This window comes from Dethiothermospora halolimnae, from assembly GCF_037577855.1.
In the GTDB taxonomy this organism is placed as follows: Bacteria; Bacillota; Clostridia; order Tissierellales; family VENL01; genus Dethiothermospora; species Dethiothermospora halolimnae.
In genome coordinates, this window is record NZ_JBAKFX010000009.1 from 16,002 (window position 1) to 37,574 (window position 21,573).

The 21,573-nt window shown below is 29.5% G+C and carries 26 protein-coding genes and 1 riboswitch; of the genes, 25 read left to right on the forward strand and 1 reads right to left on the reverse strand.

Going from position 1 to position 21,573, the window contains the following annotated elements; all coding sequences use genetic code 11:
* Positions 1-81: 81 nt before the first annotated feature.
* From V6137_RS05715 to V6137_RS05730, 4 genes are all read left to right on the forward strand, one after another.
* Positions 82-564: a Fur family transcriptional regulator gene (locus tag V6137_RS05715; protein ID WP_425446931.1), complete on the forward strand. Its 483-nt coding sequence runs from the start codon at positions 82-84 to the stop codon at positions 562-564.
* Positions 551-928 carry a DUF134 domain-containing protein gene (locus V6137_RS05720; protein ID WP_425446932.1) on the forward strand — a complete coding sequence of 126 codons (378 nt, stop codon included), beginning with the start codon at positions 551-553 and terminating at the stop codon, positions 926-928. Before V6137_RS05715 ends, V6137_RS05720 begins: the two co-directional genes overlap by 14 nt.
* A gap of 73 nt (positions 929-1,001) precedes the next feature.
* On the forward strand, positions 1,002-1,781 hold the full coding sequence (locus V6137_RS05725; RefSeq protein ID WP_425446933.1) for a nitroreductase family protein: 780 nt from the start codon (positions 1,002-1,004) through the stop codon (positions 1,779-1,781).
* A gap of 135 nt (positions 1,782-1,916) precedes the next feature.
* On the forward strand, positions 1,917-2,840 hold the full coding sequence (locus tag V6137_RS05730; RefSeq protein WP_425446934.1) for an aminoglycoside phosphotransferase family protein: 924 nt from the start codon (positions 1,917-1,919) through the stop codon (positions 2,838-2,840).
* A gap of 115 nt (positions 2,841-2,955) precedes the next feature.
* Here the strand turns inward: V6137_RS05730 and V6137_RS05735 are convergent, their stop codons facing one another.
* On the reverse strand, positions 2,956-3,156 hold the full coding sequence (locus V6137_RS05735) for a hypothetical protein (protein WP_425446935.1): 201 nt from the start codon (positions 3,154-3,156) through the stop codon (positions 2,956-2,958).
* Between the two features lie 133 nt (positions 3,157-3,289).
* Here V6137_RS05735 and V6137_RS05740 point away from each other — a divergent pair, with 133 nt between their 5' ends.
* The 21 genes from V6137_RS05740 to V6137_RS05840 all read left to right on the forward strand — a co-directional run bounded on the left by V6137_RS05740 (position 3,290) and on the right by V6137_RS05840 (position 21,566).
* Positions 3,290-3,868 carry an NAD(P)H-dependent oxidoreductase gene (locus tag V6137_RS05740; RefSeq protein ID WP_425446936.1) on the forward strand — a complete coding sequence of 193 codons (579 nt, stop codon included), beginning with the start codon at positions 3,290-3,292 and terminating at the stop codon, positions 3,866-3,868.
* 106 nt (positions 3,869-3,974) lie between these two features.
* On the forward strand, positions 3,975-4,172 hold the full coding sequence (locus V6137_RS05745) for a hypothetical protein (protein ID WP_425446937.1): 198 nt from the start codon (positions 3,975-3,977) through the stop codon (positions 4,170-4,172).
* A gap of 14 nt (positions 4,173-4,186) precedes the next feature.
* Entirely contained in the window at positions 4,187-4,360 is a 174-nt protein-coding gene (locus V6137_RS05750) for a hypothetical protein (RefSeq protein WP_425446938.1), read from the forward strand.
* 177 nt (positions 4,361-4,537) lie between these two features.
* Positions 4,538-5,158 carry a DedA family protein gene (locus V6137_RS05755; RefSeq protein WP_425446939.1) on the forward strand — a complete coding sequence of 207 codons (621 nt, stop codon included), beginning with the start codon at positions 4,538-4,540 and terminating at the stop codon, positions 5,156-5,158.
* Positions 5,159-5,168: 10 nt separating this feature from the next.
* The gene (locus V6137_RS05760; RefSeq protein WP_425446940.1) at positions 5,169-5,858 is read left to right on the forward strand and encodes a TIGR01906 family membrane protein; all 690 of its coding nucleotides are present in this window, start codon (positions 5,169-5,171) and stop codon (positions 5,856-5,858) included.
* 56 nt (positions 5,859-5,914) lie between these two features.
* Positions 5,915-6,880, forward strand: a complete 966-nt coding sequence (locus V6137_RS05765; protein ID WP_425446941.1) for a restriction endonuclease — start codon at positions 5,915-5,917, stop codon at positions 6,878-6,880.
* 57 nt (positions 6,881-6,937) lie between these two features.
* Positions 6,938-7,510, forward strand: coding sequence for a flavodoxin family protein (locus V6137_RS05770; RefSeq protein ID WP_425446942.1), 573 nt, complete (start codon positions 6,938-6,940; stop codon positions 7,508-7,510).
* A gap of 3 nt (positions 7,511-7,513) precedes the next feature.
* Positions 7,514-7,825: an MTH1187 family thiamine-binding protein gene (locus V6137_RS05775; RefSeq protein WP_425446943.1), complete on the forward strand. Its 312-nt coding sequence runs from the start codon at positions 7,514-7,516 to the stop codon at positions 7,823-7,825.
* A gap of 50 nt (positions 7,826-7,875) precedes the next feature.
* Positions 7,876-9,027: a chorismate synthase gene (gene aroC / locus V6137_RS05780; protein WP_425446944.1), complete on the forward strand. Its 1,152-nt coding sequence runs from the start codon at positions 7,876-7,878 to the stop codon at positions 9,025-9,027.
* Positions 9,028-9,031: 4 nt separating this feature from the next.
* Positions 9,032-10,114, forward strand: a complete 1,083-nt coding sequence (aroB, locus tag V6137_RS05785; protein WP_425446945.1) for a 3-dehydroquinate synthase — start codon at positions 9,032-9,034, stop codon at positions 10,112-10,114.
* Complete coding sequence (gene aroA, locus V6137_RS05790) at positions 10,111-11,388, forward strand: 3-phosphoshikimate 1-carboxyvinyltransferase (protein ID WP_425446946.1); 1,278 nt, start codon at positions 10,111-10,113, stop codon at positions 11,386-11,388. The genes aroB and aroA overlap by 4 nt, the downstream gene beginning before the upstream one ends.
* A gap of 147 nt (positions 11,389-11,535) precedes the next feature.
* On the forward strand, positions 11,536-12,108 hold the full coding sequence (gene pduL / locus V6137_RS05795) for a phosphate propanoyltransferase (RefSeq protein WP_425446947.1): 573 nt from the start codon (positions 11,536-11,538) through the stop codon (positions 12,106-12,108).
* 15 nt (positions 12,109-12,123) lie between these two features.
* Positions 12,124-12,792 (forward strand): deoxyribose-phosphate aldolase, encoded by a 669-nt coding sequence (gene deoC / locus V6137_RS05800; protein WP_425446948.1) that lies wholly within the window; start codon positions 12,124-12,126, stop codon positions 12,790-12,792.
* Between the two features lie 67 nt (positions 12,793-12,859).
* Positions 12,860-13,057 carry a CDGSH iron-sulfur domain-containing protein gene (locus V6137_RS05805; protein WP_425446949.1) on the forward strand — a complete coding sequence of 66 codons (198 nt, stop codon included), beginning with the start codon at positions 12,860-12,862 and terminating at the stop codon, positions 13,055-13,057.
* 180 nt (positions 13,058-13,237) lie between these two features.
* Entirely contained in the window at positions 13,238-15,136 is a 1,899-nt protein-coding gene (locus V6137_RS05810) for a glutamine synthetase (protein WP_425446950.1), read from the forward strand.
* Positions 15,137-15,220: 84 nt separating this feature from the next.
* Positions 15,221-15,484: a hypothetical protein gene (locus V6137_RS05815; RefSeq protein WP_425446951.1), complete on the forward strand. Its 264-nt coding sequence runs from the start codon at positions 15,221-15,223 to the stop codon at positions 15,482-15,484.
* 240 nt (positions 15,485-15,724) lie between these two features.
* Positions 15,725-16,771, forward strand: a complete 1,047-nt coding sequence (locus V6137_RS05820) for an HD-GYP domain-containing protein (RefSeq protein ID WP_425446952.1) — start codon at positions 15,725-15,727, stop codon at positions 16,769-16,771.
* Positions 16,772-16,905: 134 nt separating this feature from the next.
* A complete protein-coding gene (locus V6137_RS05825) occupies positions 16,906-17,361 on the forward strand; it encodes an RNA polymerase sigma factor (protein ID WP_425446953.1) in 456 nt (151 codons plus the stop codon).
* Between the two features lie 11 nt (positions 17,362-17,372).
* On the forward strand, positions 17,373-18,563 hold the full coding sequence (locus V6137_RS05830) for a hypothetical protein (protein ID WP_425446954.1): 1,191 nt from the start codon (positions 17,373-17,375) through the stop codon (positions 18,561-18,563).
* A gap of 91 nt (positions 18,564-18,654) precedes the next feature.
* Positions 18,655-18,823, forward strand: a riboswitch (Lysine riboswitch).
* A 221-nt stretch (positions 18,824-19,044) separates the two neighbouring features.
* A complete protein-coding gene (gene lysA, locus V6137_RS05835) occupies positions 19,045-20,346 on the forward strand; it encodes a diaminopimelate decarboxylase (RefSeq protein ID WP_425446955.1) in 1,302 nt (433 codons plus the stop codon).
* A gap of 14 nt (positions 20,347-20,360) precedes the next feature.
* Positions 20,361-21,566, forward strand: coding sequence for an aspartate kinase (locus V6137_RS05840; RefSeq protein WP_425446956.1), 1,206 nt, complete (start codon positions 20,361-20,363; stop codon positions 21,564-21,566).
* Positions 21,567-21,573: the final 7 nt, after the last annotated feature.

Consider the following 21,573-nt stretch of genomic DNA (forward strand, 5'->3'; position numbering starts at 1 on the left):
TTAGAAAGTTTATTATTTTAGAAGCTCGTCATATATGACGGGCTTTCTTAAATAGTAATAATATATTTAAGGAGGGTTTTGGTGACAAATAAAGAAGTAGAATATATAAATAAACTTTTATTAAATAATGGGTATAAATTAACTTATCAAAGAAGACTATTAGTAGAGATCTTTCTAAAAAATCCAAGTAAACATTTTAATCCAATGGAAGTATACGATTATGTAAAAAGGAAAGATAATTCAATAGGCTTAGCCACAATATATAGAAACCTTAAAATATTAGAAAAAAATGATATAATAGAAGAGATAATATATAAAGATAAGTCCTTGTATGAATTAAAAATATTTGGGAAGAAATCTATTCACTTACACATACTATGTTCTAAATGTAATAGAATGATAAACTATGTAGATAAGAATATATCTAAGGAATTAATAAATGTAAATAATATAATTAAAGAAAAATATGATTTTGATGTATGGAATACTGATTTTATTTTAAAAGGAATTTGTAATGAGTGTTTGGAGAATAAAAAGGGAGGTAGAAAATTTGCCGAGACCTAGGAAATGTAGAAAAGTTGCTTTTATACCAGAAGAAAAATATTTTGTACCCCATGGAAAAAGTGATAATGATGAAATAATAATAAAAATTGAAGAAGTTGAAGCTATGAGATTAAAGGATATTGAAAAATTATCTCAAGAGGAATGTGCCGCTAGGATGGAAGTTTCAAGACAAACTTTTCAGAATATAATTAATTCAGCAAGAGAGAAAGTAGCAAAGGCGTTAGTTGAAGGGAAATCAATAAGAATAAAAGGTGGAAACTTCTCCTTTAAACAGGGGATGGGAAGATGTAAAAAATGTAGAAAGAGATTTAATAATGGATTTTCTGTAGATAAGGAATGTCCAAAATGTAAAATTAAAGAGTGACAAGAAATATGGTTCTATTTAATTTTATAGTTTAGTACCTAAGTATGTAAAATATAAAAGAGGGGGATTTAAAGTGAATAAAACAATGGAAGTCATTGAAAACCGTGTATCTTTAAGAAAATATGATAAAAAGGATATTTCAAATGAGGATTTAGATAAAATAATAAAAGCTGCAATGAGGGCACCAACCGCTGGAAATATGATGCTTTATAGTATCTTAAAGATTAAAGATCAAAAGAAAAAAGATAAACTTATTGAAACATGTGATAACCAGCCATTTATAGGAGAGGCTCCAGTGGTATTGATTTTTTTAGCTGATATGCAAAGATGGTTTGACTATTATGACTATTGTGGTGTTAAGGACTATTGCGAAAAAAATAGTTTAGAATACAACGGGCCGGAGGAAGGGGATTTATTATTAGCAACGACTGATGCAATAATAGCTGCTCAAAATGCCGTTATAGCAGCAGAATCCCTTAATATCGGTTCCTGTTATATTGGAGATATTATGGAAAATTATGAAGTACATAGGGAAATGTTTAATTTGCCGGACTTTGTTTTTCCGGTGGGAATGCTTTGTTTGGGATATTATCCCAAAGAAGTAAAGCGAATACCGAAACCAAGGTTTAATAAGGAATATATTGTGTTTGATGAGGAATATAAAAGATTATCAAATAAAGATTTTAATGATATGTTTAAAAGATTAGAAAATAGGATATCGAAGGACAATAGTGTAAATGCTAAAAATTTTGGACAATTTATGTATGCTAGAAAGACAGGATCAGATTTTTCTAAGGAAATGGCTAGGTCAGTTAGGGAAGCATTAAAACACTGGAATGGAAGAAAATTGTAAAGAATACAACAAGAAAATAAATATTTTAAATCTACACTTTTTACTAAACAACCTAGCCATTTTGCTATCTTAATTTTATTATTAGGATAAAGGCACGTAATCTTTATATAATCATATAGCTCTAGGAGGAATGGCATGAATAACTATCACAAAGGTATAATAGAAATCATCGAAAGAAATATAGGAAAAACCAAGGAAATAATCCCCGTTGGACATCATGAGTTAGGACGTCACTTTGTATACCGTATAGAAGATAGTAAGAATAAACAGTATATATTAAAAATTTATGGAAAAGAAAATAGATGGTGTAAAGAAGTAAATGCTTTAGAGCTTTTAAATGGAGTAATACTTTGCCCTGAAGTTATTAATAAAGGTATATTAGAAAATGGTGTAGAGTGGATACTACAGGAGAAAATATCAGGGGTAATACTAGAGGAAATTTGGGATCACCTATCAAATAATAACAAAATATATATCATAGAGGAGATAGGAGAAATTCTCGGGAGTATACATAGTAGCTACAAATATGATTATTATGGATATTGTGAAAAATTAGAATATAGAGTTGATGATAAGAAAGGATTTATTTCATATAGGAAGTCTAAGGACAAAAAAATTATTAATAATATTTTAAAACAAGAGTTACCCCATAAGGAATTTTTAAAGAAAACATATAGTGCTATGATTAAATATTATAGATATCTAAATACTAATGAATATTCATGTTTATGCCATCATGATTTTTCTGCAAGAAACATTATGGTTAATAGGAAGGAAAATATGTGGAAAGTAACGGGAGTTATAGACTTTGAACATAGTTATCCCAATGATCCATATATAGACTTTACTGATTTATATCAGACTATATTTATAGATGAAAAACCATTAGAATACTATTTTTTAAGAGGATATACTAAATATATGAAGTTGGATAGGAATCATATTGAAAAAGTAAGATATTATTTACTTAATAAAGGGTTATTCATATGTAGTTGGACATATGATTCCATAAGGGATTATTATAATGAAGGCATGAGATTGCTTAAGTGGTTAATATAGGACAAAGGAACTTTGTCCGGTGCAGAGTGCAAGGTGCAGAGTTCAGAGATATTACCCTGTACCTTGTACCCTGTACTTTGCACAGAACAAAGAAGCACCAATGGCACTTTTGTTCCTATTCGTTACTATAGCCATAACAATCATATCCATGGCCGCTAAACATAAAGATTATAATAAAAATTAGGAATATCCAAATCATGCTTCCGCCCAAAAAACCGGAAGTATTAACTTGCTCCTTTTGTTCTTCTTTTTCTTCTTCTACAATAATATCTTCTTCAGGAGCTATATTTTCTTGTAAGTAAGGTCTTCTTCTCATAGGGCACCTCCTTTAGTTTTCACATTATTATATTATGAAAAAGATAAAATTGTGTTACTACTTTTTTAGCTGGGTAAATTATATATCATAGGAAACAATATATTTTATAATTAAAAGAGTTAGGAGGAAAATAATGAAAACATTAATTGTATTTGCCCACCCCAATAGAAAGAGTTTTAATGGTACTATTTTAGATATTGTTTTAGAAGAATTAAATACTAAGGGATGGCAATATAGAGTAACGGATTTATATGAAGATAACTTTAGCCCGATATTGTCCCAAAGAGAATATGAGGAGTCAATGAAAAATATATATGCAAATGATGTAAAAAGGCATCAAGAGGATATACAATGGGCTAAAAATATTATATTTATATATCCAATTTGGTGGATGTCAACTCCAGCCATATTGAAGGGATGGATAGATAGAGTTTTCGCTATGGGATTTGCCTATGGACAAGGACAGAATGGCATTAGGGGACTTCTAAAAGATAAAAAAGCTATTTTTATTACAACTTCAGGCCATGGGCAAAAAGAAATGATTGAAAGTGGAATGATAAATGCCATGGAAAAGATTCATATTGAAGGAACTATGAATTTTTGTGGAATTTATGATGTAACATTTAAAAATTTAGGAGGGGCTGTAAGGGCATCAAATGAGGAGCATAAAGAGATGCTAGGGGAAGTTAGGAAATTAATAAGAAATATTTAAAAATATTTGGTTAGTAAATTGAAGTTACTCGATAAATCGAGTAACTTTTTTTGAATAAAAAATTAAATATTGAAGAAAATAAAGATAAAAGGTTAGGAGGCTACTTATGTATTTAAAGGATAATAGTCCAGATGAATATACTAACAATCATTTATTAGACAACATTGGTGATCATATGTCAAATCATTATAATAATTTATATAAAAATGAGAATGCTAAAGAAGAAGATGGGCCTATGGAAGAGTATAAGGAGAATAATCTCTCTAATATTTATTTCTATATAGGTCATAATCCAAATTATTAAAAAGGAGTGTTTTTATGAATAATACACCTAAATTCAATGAAGTTAAACAAAGATTTAAAAATGCAGATCTACAAGGGAAAATAGAAATTTATACAACAACTCAAGGACTTACAGTAGATCAGTTTAAAGAACTATTGGGGATGTTTCCAATACAACATCTTGACAAACTTGAAAGGGCCATGGCTTAAATAATATGTTATATATTAAAGTGACAAATAGAAAAACACCTAAAAATTTTAGGTGTTTTTCTATTTGTATCATAAAATAATTAAATTCAACTTTTCAAATTAGAAGATTAAGGGTACAATATAATATGTATAACAAACTAAGAGAGAAAAACAATATGACTATGAAAGGTAGATTAAATGGAAGAGATTATTATTAATTTTGCAAAGGATATTGTAAGTGAAAATATACTATTATCATTTATATTCTTCTTTATATCCCAGTCACTACAAATTTTATTTCCTCCCTATCCAGGAGATATGGTTTTAATACTAGAGGGATATTTATCTGAACTTGCCAATCTAAATATAATAATAATTATTATAAATGCAATACTTGCTACCTTTATTTCATCAGTGCTATTATATAAGCTTGGCAAAAAGGAAGATGAAAAAATATTGCAATCTAAATTAATTAAGTATTTATTTGATGTAAATAAAGTGGATAAGCTTAGAAAATTATTTGAAAAAATAGGACCATTAGTTATTATAATAAGCAAGTTTATCCCAGGAATTTTTTCCATAACCATGATCTCAGCAGGAATATTTAAAATGAAAAAAAGGCTAGTATATATATCAACTTTGTTAGTTACTTCTTTACATCATATAGTATTAATCCTGTTGGGAAAATTTTTAGGAGAGAATTGGACAGTAATTTTTAATAAAATAAATATGTACAATAAATATATATTTATTTTAGGGATTATTGGTCTTGCTGTTTATGGAGGATTGCATTTGTTAAAAAAGAAATTGCTAACATAAGGGGGAGCATATGAAAAATAAAATCAACTTAATTCCAAAAGTTATATTAATATTATCAATACCTATATTTCTTTTATTGACTACTTTTCAATTAGTCGTGTTCGATATGGATTATTTTGAAAAAAAATATCAACAGTATAATATAACCCAAGTAACAGGAATGGATGAAGAAAGTCTTATGACGGTAACAGAAGAATTGCTTAATTATCTAGAGGGAGAAAGGGAAGATATTGTTTTAAAAGAAAAGATTAATGGAGAAGAAAGACAAGTATTTAGAGAAAGGGAATTATTACATTTAAAGGATGTTCAGGTATTGTTTGATAAGGGATTTCTTATAAGAAATGTTAGTTTGATATTAATTTTAATTAGTCTATTTTGGCTATTTATTTTTGAGAGAAATAAAATACCAAAAACGTTCATTCTATCTAGTCTGGTAACTATTATTACTATGATAGTTTTTGTTGTATTAATTTCAATAGACTTTTATAAGTACTTTACATATTTTCATGAAATCCTTTTTACTAATGACCTATGGCTATTAAATCCTAAAACTGAAGTTCTAATCCAAATGTATCCTTTAGATTTTTTTAATAGTATATCAATGAAGATTATAATGTTTTTTGTGGCTGAATTAATAATTTTATTTATTTTAGGAATTTTAGGAAACAAGTTTATGAAAAAGAGAAGAATGATGTTCTAAATAAGTGTTTAGAATAAAATAATATGGAAAACCTCTTATTAATGGGAGGTTTTTTTATGAAAGAATATTTAGATAAAATAAAACAACTATTAAAAAGAATATCTAAAAATAGAAAGCTAAAAAGATATTATTATGAGAAATTTATAGATGGGAAAACAATTACGGCAGTTTTTGCCGATTCCATAGTTTCTAAAATATTAGTTTTGGTATTAGGCTATGGTTATGTTTATATAAAGACTAAAGACTGGGTTTTTAGTCTATTAATAGCTATACAATTTTTAATATTATATAGTTTAGTATTCTATAAAATAAAGAAAGTTAAGCTTAATAAATGTAAGACCAGAGTTAACAATAAAATAGCTAAAAAGATAGTTTTAAAGGATTTACAAAACAAAACTCCCGATGAATTTATTAATAGTATAAAAGAAACATTTGAAAAGTTAGATTTTATTAACTTAAGAAATGAGTATAGTAGAAATATTGACTTTATCGGTAACTTTAGAAATAGGGATGTGGCAATAAAATGTTTTCAATATAGTAGTGATTATAAGGTTAGTATTAATGATATTAGAGAATTCTTTTTAGAGCTAAAGGAAAAGGAAATAAGTGAAGGAATAATAGTTACAATATCTTCCTTTGATGAAGATGTAAAAGATTTTTTGCCTAAGCTGCAAAAACATATTAAAATACATACTATTGATATAGATAAATTTGTTGGTATTATGAAAAAAGCAGAGACTGCTCCATCCTTAAAGGATATTGAACAGGTTATCATCAATAAAATTTCGGAACGAAGGAGAAAAGTAATAGAATATAGAAATAAAGTATTAGCTAAGGGAAAAGCTATTAAATACCTTTTAATTGGTTTTTTAATATACTTATATAGTGGATTAACCCCATATAATTCCTATTATAAAATAATTTCTTATATACTTTTTACCCTTGGAGTGGTAGCTATCATAAACTATATAATGGGATTATTAAAACCAGAGGAAGAGGAAAAAGCTGATAGTTTTATGTAATGCTAAATGATATAATAAATTTGTAGATTATTGCACTTACAGTTAGAGGAGGATTATATGAAGAAGTTATTAGCCATAATGGGAAGTCCTAGAAAAGGGAAAAATACAGATACTGTTTTAGACAAAGTCTTAGAAGGAATCGATAAAGATAACGTAGAAATTACTAAAGTATATTTAAGGGACTTAGAAATGAATCCATGTGTAGCATGTGATGCATGTACAAAGACGGGAAAATGTTGCATAAGAGATGACATGTCTAATCTTTATGATAAATTTAATCATAGTGATGGAATAATAATAGCATCCCCGGTATACTTTAATACTGTTAGTAGTTTAACTAAAATAATGATTGATAGATGTCAAGTATATTGGTCAAGCAAATATGTACTTAAAAACCCATCAATAGATAGGAATAAGAAAAGAATAGGTATGTTTATAGCTACTGGAGGAGCACCTAATAGGAAGGAACAATTTGATGGTTGCTTTCCAGTAATGGACTTATTTTTTAGAGCAGTAAATACAGAGCATAAACATAATATATTAGTTTCAAATACTGATAAAGAACAAACATGGACAAGACAAGATATTTTAGACAAGGCATATAAAATGGGAGTAAATTATTTTAAATAGGGGGTGAATATTTTGGCTGTAGTAGAGGTAACCATAGTACCATTAGGAACTAAAGATACAAGTGTTAGTAAGTATGTAGCAAAATGCCATAGGGTACTTGAAAAACAAAGTGAGCTAGAATATATGTTAACACCAATGGGAACTATAATAGAAGGGGATTTAGATGAAATCCTATCACTAATTAGAGATATGCATGAGGTACCCTTTCACGAAGGTGCAAAGAGGGTTTCTACACAAATTAAAATCGATGATAGAAGGGATAAAATAGGCACAATGAAGGGAAAACTTCAATCGGTTGAAAGTAAGTTAAAATAAGAGGTTCTTAAGAACCTCTTATTTAGATTAAGCACGAAAGGAGACAGTATATGTTAAGATTTTTAAATAGTGGTGAATCCCATGGTAAGGGACTTGTTGCGATAATAGAGGGACTTCCATCAAATATAAACATAGATATAGATTATATAAACAGTGAATTAGCGAGAAGACAAAAGGGCTATGGTAGAGGGGGAAGGATGAAAATAGAGACCGATAAGGTAGAAATACTTTCTGGGATAAGACATGGTAAGACTCTAGGTAGTCCTATTACTATTTTAATTAAAAATAAGGATTGGGAGAACTGGAAGGATATAATGTCTATAGAGAAAAAAGATATGGATGAAAGTAGTATAGTTACTAGGCCTAGACCGGGACATGTTGATTTGGCAGGTGCTATAAAATATAACCATAGAGATATTAGAAATGTACTAGAAAGGGCAAGTGCAAGGGAAACTGCAACTAGGGTTGCCATAGGAAGTATAGCTAAGGAATTTTTAAAGGAATTTGATATAGAAATTTTAAGTCATGTTATACAGATAGGATGTTATAGAGAAAAATGTAAGGAAATAAAATTTGAAACTTTAAGGTTGGCAGAAAAGTCCCCTGTTAGGGTATTGGATAGAGAGCTTGAAAATAAAATAATATCAGAAATAGATAGAGCTAAAAAACAAGGGGATACATTGGGAGGAGTTTTTGAGATACATGTACATAATCTACCAATAGGTCTTGGAAGCCATCAAAATTGGGATAGAAAATTAGATGGCAAAATTGCTCAAATATTAATGGCACAACAGGGAATAAAAGGAGTGGAAATAGGAGCTGGATTTGAAACAGCCAATATGTTAGGTTCTAAAGTCCATGATGAAATATATTATGAAAATAACTATAAAAGGACCTCAAATAATGCTGGAGGGGTTGAAAGTGGTATTTCAAATGGAGAGGACATGGTTGTAAGGGCAGCTATGAAACCTATACCATCATTGGTTAAACCTTTAAAGAGTGTTAATATGGAAACAAAAGAAGAGTTTGAAGCTCAAAAAGAACGGTCAGATGTATGTGCAGTTCCAGCTGCAAGTGTTGTGGCTGAACATCTAATTGCATGGGTAATAGCTAAAGAGATGTTAATTAAATTTGGTGGAGATGATATAAAAGAAGTTAAAAGAAATTATAATGAATATATGAAGTATGTAAGTAGTAGGTGATAAAATGATTAGATTAGATGTAAATACTAAGGACAATAGCTATCCTATATATATAGGAGCAGATTTTTTTAGTGATTTAAAAAAAATGTTGTTGGATAATAATATAAATAAAAGAATTTTTATTATAACTGATGATAATGTTAGAGATTATTATTTAAATATGACAATAAAGGTGTTAGAGGATTTTGAGGTTTATACCTATGTTGTGAAACCCGGGGAAAATAGTAAAAGTTTTGAAACTGCCAATAAAATCTATAAAAGATTATTGGAATTATCCTGTGATAGAGATACTACAATAGTAGCTTTAGGTGGCGGAGTTGTGGGAGATTTATCAGGATATGTGGCATCCACATATATGAGGGGATTAAATTTTGTTCAAATACCAACAACGTTATTATCCCAAGTTGATAGTAGTGTTGGGGGAAAGGTAGCAATAAACTTTGAAGGTTATAAAAATATTATAGGTTCATTTTATCAACCTAAAGCTGTGATTATAGATGTTAATATGCTTGAAACACTGGAAAGTAGAGAGTTTAGCTCTGGGATGGGGGAAGTAATAAAATATGGAATAATTAGAGATTATAAGTTTTTAAAATGGATAGGGGATAACTTAGATAATATTTATAACTTAGATAAGGAATTAGTCATATCGATGATAAAAAACTGCTTAGCTATAAAAAGTCAAATAGTAGAAGAGGACGAAAAAGAAAAGAACATAAGGAAAATACTTAACTTTGGTCATACAATAGGTCACGGAATAGAATCGTTAGGAGAATTTAAATGTTTCAACCATGGTGAGGCTATATCCTTAGGTATGATTTATGAAAGTTATATAGCTAGGGAGTTAGGGCTAATAGATCCTGATTATCATAATAAAATATATAGTATAGTAACAAAAATAATAAAACTTAAAAAGTTCAACGATGAAGAAATAACTTATATAATGGAAAGCCTTAAATATGATAAAAAATCTAAAAATGGAAAGCCAGTTTTTATCTTACCAATAGATAGGGGTAATGTAGATATTTTTGACAATATAGATGAAAAATTAATATTAAAAAGTTTAAAGGATGGTTATAAGATATGAAGATAAAAGGAGAAAATAAACCATTAAAGGGGGAAATAACAGTACCAGGGGATAAGTCTATATCCCATAGATCTATAATGCTAGGAGCTATATCCAATGGTGAAACTATAGTTAGCAACTTTTTAATGGGACAAGATTGTATATCTACAATTAATTGTTTTAGAAAATTAGGAGTTAATATAGAAATAAAAGAAGAAAGAATCATTATAGATGGAGTAGGTTTAAATGGATTAAAGGAGGCTACCACTAGTCTAGATGTTGGGAATTCAGGAACTACTATTAGATTAATAAGTGGTATTTTGTCGGGACAAAACTTTTCCACAACCATAACTGGAGACGATTCAATTAAAAAAAGACCTATGAAAAGGATAATGAAGCCTTTATCTTTAATGGGAGGGAATATAACTGGAATCGATAATAACTATCCACCACTTAAAATTAATCCTGTAGATAGTATAAAAGGTATAACATATCATCAGCCTATTGCCAGTGCCCAAGTAAAATCAGCGATATTACTAGCAGGACTCTATGCTAACGAAGAGACTAAAGTAGTTCAGCCTAGTTTATCTAGAGATCACACTGAAAGAATGTTAAAACATTTTGGTGGTGATATTAACACTTCTGGCAAAATGGTTACACTAAAACCTAAAAAAATTCTCAAAGGAAAAGAAGTCCTAGTTCCTGGAGATATATCATCGGCAGCATTTTTTATAGTGGGTGGACTTATAACTAAGGGTTCACAGTTAACCATAAGAGATGTTGGACTTAATGAAACAAGAATAGGAATAATTGAAGTGTTAAAGAATATGGGTGGGTATATAAAAGTAGAAAATAAAAGATTAGTTAATAATGAACCAATAGGTGATATAACAGTAGAGTACTCAGAGCTTAAGGGAGTAGCAATAAAGGGAGATATTATTCCTAAATTGATAGATGAGATACCTATTATTGCAGTAGCAGCCTCTGTAGCAAAGGGAACTACCATTATAAAGGATGCTGAAGAATTAAAGGTAAAAGAAAGCAATAGGCTAGATGCAATGGTTAAGGAACTTAAAAAAATGGGAGCAGATATAAAGGGTCTAGATGATGGAATGATAATAAGCGGAGTTGATAAATTAAAGGGAGCTAAAGTTGAGACATATAAAGACCATAGAATAGCTATGTCCCTTGCAATAGCCTCTTCGATAGCAGATGGAGAGTCGGAAATTGATAATATTGATAGTATAGATATATCTTTTCCTGGATTCTTTGATTTGTTAAATAAAATAAAGTAGTAAATTTAATTTTTATTAATTTGATTTTTACATATAAAAGAATTATAATTTTATACAGTGGGATTAATTTCCTAGGAAATAGATATAATTATTACTAAAATTTTATTTTAATATATTAAATTAAACTATACCTAAGGAGGAATAATAATGAAGACTAAGTTACCAGTGGCTTTATCTAACAGACATGTTCACTTATCACAAGATGACATTAAAGAATTATTTGGGGAAGGTTATGAGCTTACAAGAATAAAGGACTTATCTCAACCAGGACAGTTTGCTTGTGATGAAAAAGTTGATTTAGTTGGACCAAAAAGAACTATAAAAGGGGTTAGAGTATTAGGACCTGCAAGGGGTAAAACTCAAGTTGAAGTTTCTTTATCAGATGGATTCACTTTAGGATTAACTCCACCTGTTAGAGATTCAGGAGACATAAAAGAAAGTCCAGGGGTTAAATTAGTGGGACCTAAAGGGGAAGTAGATATTGAAGAAGGAGTTATTGCAGCTGCAAGACATATACATATGCATACAGATGATGCAGAGGAATATGGAGTAAAGGATAAAGATAGAGTTAAAATAAAAATGGAAGGAGAAAGAGGACTAGTTTTTGATAACGTTTTAATCAGAGTAAGTCCTAAATATGCCCTTGAAATGCATGTTGATGTTGAAGAGGGAAATGCAGCAGGAATTAAAAATGGAGATATGGTTGAATTAATAAAATAATTGGAGGTAATGAATATGAATGTAGCATCAATGATTGATCACACTATATTAAAGCCTGATACTACAAGGGAAAAAGTTAAGAAGGTTTGTGAAGAGGCAAGGGAACATAAATTTGCTTCAGTATGTGTTAATCCATACTATGTAAGTTATGTTAAAGAACTTCTTGACGGTACAGATGTTAAAGTTACATCTGTTATAGGATTTCCATTAGGTAGTTCCATAAAAGAGGTAAAAGCATTTGAATCTGAAAAAGCAATTGAAGATGGTGCTGATGAATTAGATATGGTTATAAACATAGGTGCCCTTAAGGACAAAGAAGATGATGTTGTAAGGGAAGATATTAAAGCAGTAGTTGATGCAGCAAAAGGAAAGGCAATAGTAAAGGTTATAGTAGAAACATGCCTATTAACAGAAGAAGAAAAAATAAGAGCTTGTAAGATATCTAAAGAAGCAGGAGCTGACTTTGTTAAAACATCAACTGGATTTAGTACAGGTGGTGCAACTGTGGAAGATGTAAAGCTTATGAGAGAAACTGTTGGAGAGAAGATGGGAGTTAAAGCTTCAGGGGGCGTAAGAGATATCAATAAAGCTAAAGAGATGATAGAAGCAGGGGCAACTAGAATAGGAGCCAGTTCATCTGTAGCAATAGCAGAGGGTAAAGAATCAGATGAAGGTGGATATTAATAAGAAAGTTTAACTTTTAAATTTTGGGTATAAAATATGTATACTAAAATAATAAGGGAGTGTATATATGGGCGACTCAAAAATAAAAGTTAATGATAATGGTTCACTATTAGTGGATAAAAATATAAAATTAATCGATGGAGAAGGCAACGAAATAAAGACAAATGGCAACTATTATCTTTGTCGTTGTGGACTATCGAAAAATAAGCCTTTTTGTGATGGCTCCCATAAGGGAAAATTCCAAGATAAAGTAAGAGCTAAATAATAAAAGCCACTCTAAAATGATTAATCATTTTAGAGTGGCTTTTATTATTTTGTACAAAAAATGGTTAAAAGAATAAATTTATTTATAATATGCGAAAAATGAATAAAAAGATTATGATGTTTACAAATTAATGAATAAGTATTATACTATAATAATTAAAAAAAAGAATGGAGAGATATTATGAATAAGTTAATATATGTTATACCACCTATTGATCATAATAAAGAATCTTTATTAGAGATTATAACTTCTCATCCACAAATAAAGTTTGTGTCTTTAATGGGAGTGGATCTTGGGGGAAATGCCACCGAAGAAAAAATACCTATAGAAGAGTTTGGGAACAATATAAAGAGTTTTTTAAAATCTGGCATTCAAACCGATGGTTCAAGTGTAGTTTTACATGATATAGCGGTATTAAATAATGCTAGAGTAGACTTAGTTCCAGATCTATCGGTCAATTGGTTTGTTGACTATAATTATGATCATATCTATGAAGGTACAAATTTACCTGTGGGAACTTTAAAAATACCATCTTTTTTAGTTCATAATGGAAAGAAAGTTGATTCTAGGTCTATTTTAATGAAAGCTACAGACCATTTTAAAGATAGTATAAAAAAAATATTGAAAAAAAATTCAGAGTTTTTAAATAAAATAGATATAAAGAATTATGATGATATTGACGAAATACTGTTGACTGCTGCAACTGAATTAGAGTTATGGGTTAAAACACCCGATGATAAAGCAAATATAGAAGAACTTTCAACTTCTCAAAGGTTAAAGGAACAATATTGGAAAAGAACAGTTGGAACGGTTAGAACTGCTTTGGAAAAGTCCATAATATTATTAGAGAAATATGGATTTGAACCAGAAATGGGTCATAAAGAAGTTGGGGGAGTAACTAGTAAAATAGGAATATCAGGGAAAACCAATTACGTTATGGAACAGCTTGAAATAGACTGGAAGTATAGTGATCCCATTCAAGCCGGAGATAACGAAATTATTATTAGGGAATTAGTTGAAGATGTATTTACCTATCATGGATTGGAAGTTACATTTGAAGCCAAACCTTTAGCAGGGGTAGCAGGAAGTGGAGAACATACCCACGTTGGAGTTTCTGTAAGATTAAAAGATGGAACAATTAAAAATCTTTTCTCTCCTAAAGATATGGAAAAAGATTATCTAAACGAATTTGGCTATGGGGCTTTAATGGGAATATTAAAAAATTACGAGGTAATAAATCCATTTATTACTTCTTTAAACAATGCTTTTAAAAGGTTAAAACCAGGATTTGAGGCACCGGTTTGCATTGTAACCTCGTTAGGGGAAAGTGCTAACAATCCAACTAGAAATCGTTCTGTTCTGGTGGGGGTTATTAGAGATTTGGAAAATAGGTTGGCTACGAGATTTGAAGTACGTTCCCCAAATCCTTTGTCAAATACTTATTTGGTAATAGCTACAATATATCAAGGGATCTTAGATGGGATCTTAGCAGTAGTTAATAGTAATAAAAATATAAAGGAATTGGAAAAAGAAATTTCGAAGAAACCAGGGGAAGAGGGGTTCTATCTAGAAAAATCTAGACAGTATAGAAGCGAAGAAAATGTATTTGAGTACTATAGTGAAGAAAAAAGAAATGAAGTTTTTGGGTATCATCCTTCAACAGTATGGGAAAATCTAAAGAACTTAGATTTATATGTTGAAAAGATAAATGTATTGTTAAGGGGAGATGTTTTTACTAAAGAAATAATTCACTCTTTCAAACTAAGTACCTTGGATAGATGGATAATGGAACTTAGAAACAGAATACTATTAGATAATATGGAGCTTTTAAGGTCTTGTGTGAAACTTCACGATAATGAGGATGTAACTGATTTAGATGTGGTAATGTGGGAAAAAATTCATGGACTAAAACTTTATCTTATGAAAAATAGTTTAGATAGGAAATCATTATTTACCAAGATCAAAGATGCTTTAGATAATAAGAATTATGAACTGGCATCAAATTTACAGCTTGAAATGGATGGAAAGATAATGGAACTTAGAAATTTATATGATGAATATAGTAAAAATTTATTTTAATTAAATTACTGGAGGAATTTTGATTTTAATGTAGAAGTAGTAATATAGTATAAAATAATCATTAAAGTATAAGGAGGAAATAACTTGTCGAAAGTTATATTGAAACATTTAGATAATAAAAAATTGGTGTGTCCTTTATGTGATAAAGATGATGAATTTGAGCATAGGGATAATATTGATTTGTCAAGGGATGAGCCCTATGTTAGCACAAGATATGTGCAAACAGATATGATATTTTGTTCATGTGGTTGGACAATGTTTTTAAAAGATGTAGAGGTTAAAAGTACATTTTGGAGCGATAAAAAAGATAAAGTGAATTATAATGAGATAATAGTAAATAGAGAATAGTATACAGAAAGCCCCTAACATAATCTAAGAAAGAGTTAGGGGTTTTTTATATATAATTCTTTAGAGAAGATTATAAATACTGGCTTTGATACAAAAAATGTTGAAAAAAGAAATAAATAACTTATGTTATGGAAAAAAATGACGATAATAATAGGGGATATAAAAATTAGTGTTAACTAATGGGGTTATAAAATCATTAATAAGATATAATAGACTTATCAATGGGAGGAAACGGTTAACATGAAAGAAAAAATGGTAATATTAAGTGGGGAGTTAATAGGGGAAGTTTTATCTAGAAATATTTATGATAGCAAAGGGACTTTAGTAGTGTCAAAGAATACCACTATAAATGAACGGATATTATATAAAATGGAAAATTTTAATATAGGCAGTTTATATATTTATGATAAAGAAGAATTTGAGAACAAAGATGAATTAAATTTTAAAGAATTAAAGAAAGAATATAAGGAAGGTATAAGAAATATAAAGGATATAATTGAAAATCTTACAGCAGGGAAAGATATGACAGAGGAAGAAATATTAGGGACATTTGATTTTATGGATTCTAGGACATATGGCAATAACCTAATAATAGCATGTGTAGAAAGTCTTAAGGATATAGATGATTATACATATACCCATAGTGTCAATGTGGCTTTATATGCCATGTTAATTGGGAAATGGTTAAAACTTAGACAAACAGATATCAAAAAAATAATTTTAGCTGGACTCTTACATGATATAGGTAAAAGTAAGACTCCACCACATATCTTAAATAAAAGGGGGAGGCTATCACCCCATGAATTTGAAGAAATGAAGAAACATACAATACATGGATATAATATTTCAAAAAACGTTTACAATATTGATAAAAATGTACAACAGGCTGTTTTAATGCATCATGAGAGAATAGATGGATGTGGTTATCCATTGGGAGTAAAGGGGAACCAGATAGGTTTATATGCAAGAATAATAGCCGTTGCAGATGTGTATGACGCACTTACATCTAAAAGAGTTTACAAGGATAAGATGACCCCATTTAAAACCTTTGATGAAATGATAAAAATGGGATATGGTCATTTTGATGCAAAGATTATGCTAACTTTTTTTAATAATTTAACAAATTATTATTTAGGTTCAAAGGTTAAAATGGATTCGGGAGAAATAGGTAAGGTTGTATATGTTTATCCTTATAATACTTTTAAGCCAGTGGTGAAGACTGAAAGGGCAATAATAGATTTATTATCAAAGGGAAAAGATGATATATCGGAAATTATATGTGAATAAGAATACAAAATGAATATAATTAAGGACTGGATATCCAGTCCTTAATTATATAGGAAAAAATAAAATTTTTTTGGACACTTTTGGTGTTTTATCCGTTATATAAGTGAAGGCAGCAATCGAGGGGGAAGGATTTTATGAATATTTACCTAGTTTATGAGAAGTATAATAGGGATTTTATAGCATATGCAAAGTCTATTACTAAAAATAAGGATAAAGCTTTGGATTTAGTACAGGATGCTTATATATCGGCTATAGAAAGGGAAGAAATATTTAATGTTATGAATGAATATCAAATCAAAGGGTGGTTTTTCACAACAATAAAAAACAAAAACATTGACAATATAAGGAAAGGGAGAAAAATGACATATTTAGATAATGAAGAAATATTTGGTGGAATTGAAACCTTTGAGGAAAAATTAATAATGAAAGAAGTACTAAATAAACTACCTAAAAAGAATAAAGAGGTATTAGTGCTTAAATATGAAATGAATCTAAATAGTAGAGAAATAGGTAAAATTCTTAAAATATCACCTTCTACAGTAAGGTCTCGATTGAGTAAATCATTAGAATTGTTAAAAAATATATTATAGGGGGTATTTAAATGTCAAAAGTTACAAATATAGGCTTATTAGATGTTAGAAATATTAAAAAGGATCTAGCAGAAAAGATCACGAAAATTTCAAATGTAGGATTATTGATAGAGAGCGATGAATCCCAAGAGTTATTACAAGATTGCAAAAAGAGTAATGTGGGAACTACACTGAAGTTAAGCGGAGAAATAAATACAATAAAGCAAAATGGTGATATTGAATTAGATAGGGAGTACTTAGAAGGAATTTTGGAACCTGTAATTATTTTAGTAAATGGTAATTTAACAATTAAAGAGGATGTAGATTCAAAATTAATAAATGATAGAATATATTCTGTTGTAATAAATGGAACACTGATATGTAGGAAAAATTTATTAGGAAGTATTCAGTCTAAAGGTATAGTAAATGGTGATGTTTTAGGATATAAAAAGGGATATAATTTCATAAGTGAAAATATTAAGCTAAATGACAGATTTTTAAAGGGATTAAAGCCAAATAGTAAATTAGCCTTTAATAGATTACAAATAACTGAAGAAATTGATATGGAATTATTACAAGAGAAGATAGCAAATATTGATATATTAGGTGAATTAATTATTGTAGATTCATATGAAGATGAAATTCCACAATATATAGATGAATATTATTCGATAAATAAAACTGTAATTCCTAAAGGTGCTAAATATATAGAAGAAGATATAAAACTAGATGATAGCTTAATAAAAAAATATAATGGTGATATTGTGTATGTGGATGGAGAGGTGGAGCTATACCTAGAAGAGGATATAGAGGCTAATGATCATATAAAAACTTTGATATGTTCAAAAGTTATATGTGATGAAAAAGGCTATAATATCATTAAGGACTGTCTAGATGAAGAGGTAGAAATAGAAATAATTAAAGGAAAATTATTAAAGAATATTAGTAAGATGACATTGGAAGGTTATTTAGAAGAAGAACTAACTATAAAGAATATGGGAAAATTGGTTATAGGAGGAAATCTTAATTGGGATAAATTTAATAAAAATGTTCAATCCATAATAAATTATGGACTTATTGAAGTACCAAAGGATAAGATTAATATTGTTAAAGCCAAGGTCAAAGATAATTGTGGAAAAATTAAAACTTCAGAAGACAATACCGATGATTTACAGGGGGATGAGAAAATACTATACTCTAATATGGGAGAATTAAAACTCTAGAGCTTTAATTTATCAAATTAAAATGAATATTTTTATTGACATTTCAAATTTAGTATGTTAGAGTATTAATCAATTCAACAAATGAATAGCAATGTGGTGTAGAGGCCGCGGTATGTCAAGAGTACTATAATATTTGGTATTTATAGGAAAGGGGCTATCGCCGAAGTATATAGTTTAGCTATATGCTGGGGCTATGTTTAATAAGCATAGTACTGTCACTGAGAGATTACCCAATTTTTCAGTGGAGCACTGGTCACATTGAGGGAAAGGTGTCTGTATAAAACAGCTATGAGTCCTTTTGCTCATAGCTGTTTTTTTATTGGATAAAAAAGTTAACTTTTTATAGAAATTATATATTCACCGATAGATATGTAGTGACTAGGCATGCTTAGTTCAGGTTTAAAGCCTAATAACATAAATTAATAATAATATATATATTGATAAGTAAATCAAAGGATAAAAATAGAAAGTGGTGATCTAAATGAAACTTTTTGGAACAATGGAAATCAATAACAAAGGTCATTTGAAGATTGGTGGATGTGATGTAGTTGATTTGACTAATAAGTATGGAACACCAGCTTATGTGGTGGACGAGGACTTAGTTAGGGAAAGATGTAAGTTATTTAAATCAAATTTTTCTTATAAAAAAATGGACACTGAAGTAATTTATGCATCTAAAGCCTTTCTTAATATAGCAATGTGTCAACTTGTAAAAGAGGAAGGTTTGTCATTGGATGTAGTATCCGGAGGGGAGCTATATACTGCAATCAAAGCAGATTTTCCAGTTGAAAAAATATATATGCATGGAAACAATAAGACAATAGAAGAGCTAACTATGGCTATAGAGGCTGGAGTAGGAAGAATAATAGTTGATAACAGACAGGAACTAGAGCTAATAGAAAGCCTATGTGAATCATTAAATAGCAAAGTAGATGTTTTATTAAGGGTCAATCCTGGAATTGAAGCCCATACCCATGAATATATAAAAACTACTAAAAATGATTCTAAATTTGGTGAAAGTATTTTTAGTGAAGAAATTTATAAAATAATTAATAGAATCAACAATAGTTCCCATATGGAATTCAAGGGACTTCATAGTCATATAGGTTCACAAATATTTCAGGAAAAATCTTTTTACGAACAAAGTGAAGTGATGTTGAAATTTGTAAAAAAAATCAAGGAAAAATGTGATGTAAGGGTTAAGGAATTAAACTTAGGTGGTGGATTTGGTATTTATTATTCTGAAGGAGATACCCCTATGAAACTAAATGAATTTCTTAAAAATATGCTGGAGAATATTGAAGATAAAGCTAAAGAATTAAGTATAACAGTTCCAAAGATTATGATTGAACCGGGAAGATCAATCGTGGCTAATGGAGGAACTACACTATACAGGGTTGGGGGAACTAAAAAGACATATGGAGGGAAACATTATATATTTGTTGATGGTGGTATGAACGATAATCCAAGAACAGCTTTGTATGGAGCACAATATGAGGCAGCCATTGCTAATAGAATGACAGAATCCCATGAAGATATCTATACAATATCAGGGAAATGCTGTGAATCTGGAGATATGATTGTGAAAGATATTAATTTACCCCACCCAAATGTAAATGATGTGGTAGCAGTTTTTAGTACAGGAGCATATAACTATAGTATGTCTAGTAACTATAATAGACTACCAAGACCCCCAGTTATATTTGTAAAAGATAAAGAAAGTAGATGTGTGGTTAAAAGAGAAACCTATGAGGATCTAATAAAAAATGACTTAGCTATTTAACAGGAGGGATATTATTGAATACAGTAGTACAAAAGTATGGAGGTACTTCGGTTAAAACAATAGAGAGGATGGAGCATATTGCCGATAAAGTAATTCATAAAATAAATAAAGGCTATAATGTGGTCCTTGTGGTTTCTGCCATGGGTAAAACCACTAATCGTCTTATAGAAATGGCTAAATCTATTTCTACTAATCCAAGTAAAAGGGAACTAGACATGCTTATGTCTACTGGAGAGCAAGTTTCAATATCCCTTTTATCCATGATACTAAAGGAGAGGGGATATGATTCTATTGCATTAACAGGGTTTCAAGCTGGAATTATGACAGAAGGAATCCATACTAAGAATAAAATTACCCAAGTAAAAATAGATAATATAAAAAAACACATAAAACAAGGAAAAGTTGTAGTGGTGGCGGGATTTCAAGGAATTAATGAAACTGGAGATATAACAACTCTAGGACGGGGAGGCTCTGATACTACAGCAGTAGCTTTGGCAGCAAAACTTAAGTGTACATGCGAAATATATACCGATGTAGAAGGTATATATAGTATCGATCCTAGGGTATATCCTAAGGCTAGAAAGCTTAAATATATTAGTTATGAAGAGATGATGGAGATGTCAAGTCTAGGGGCTAAGGTTATGGAACCAAGATCAGTTGAATTAGGAAATAAATATAATGTACCTATTTATGTGGCATCTAGCCATAAGGCAACTAAAGGAACCTATATAAAGGAGTTTGATAAATTTATGGAACAGAAAAGTATAACTGGATTAAGTTTAAGTGAAAATGTATTGATGATAACAATAAATAATGTCCCATATTCACCAAAAAGTATATCTGACGTATTTGGGAAGTTAGCCAGTGAAGAAGTAAATATTGATATGATCAGTCAAACATCTCCTAGAGAAGGATATGTAAATATATCTTTCACTACATCTAAAGAAGATGAAGAAATAATTGATAGAGTCATAAATGGATTAAAAAAAGAAATTAATAATATAAAAATCCAAAAAGATACAAATATAACTAAAATATCTGTTATAGGTATGGGAATGAGACATGAATCGGGAGTAGCATCTAAAGTTTTTAAATTATTTGCAGATCATAGTATTGAATTTAAACAAGTAACTACTTCAGAGATTAGTATTTCTTATACTATTAAATCTAAGGATAAAGAGCGAGCTATAAGTGTACTTACAAAGGAATTTAATTTATAATAACTTA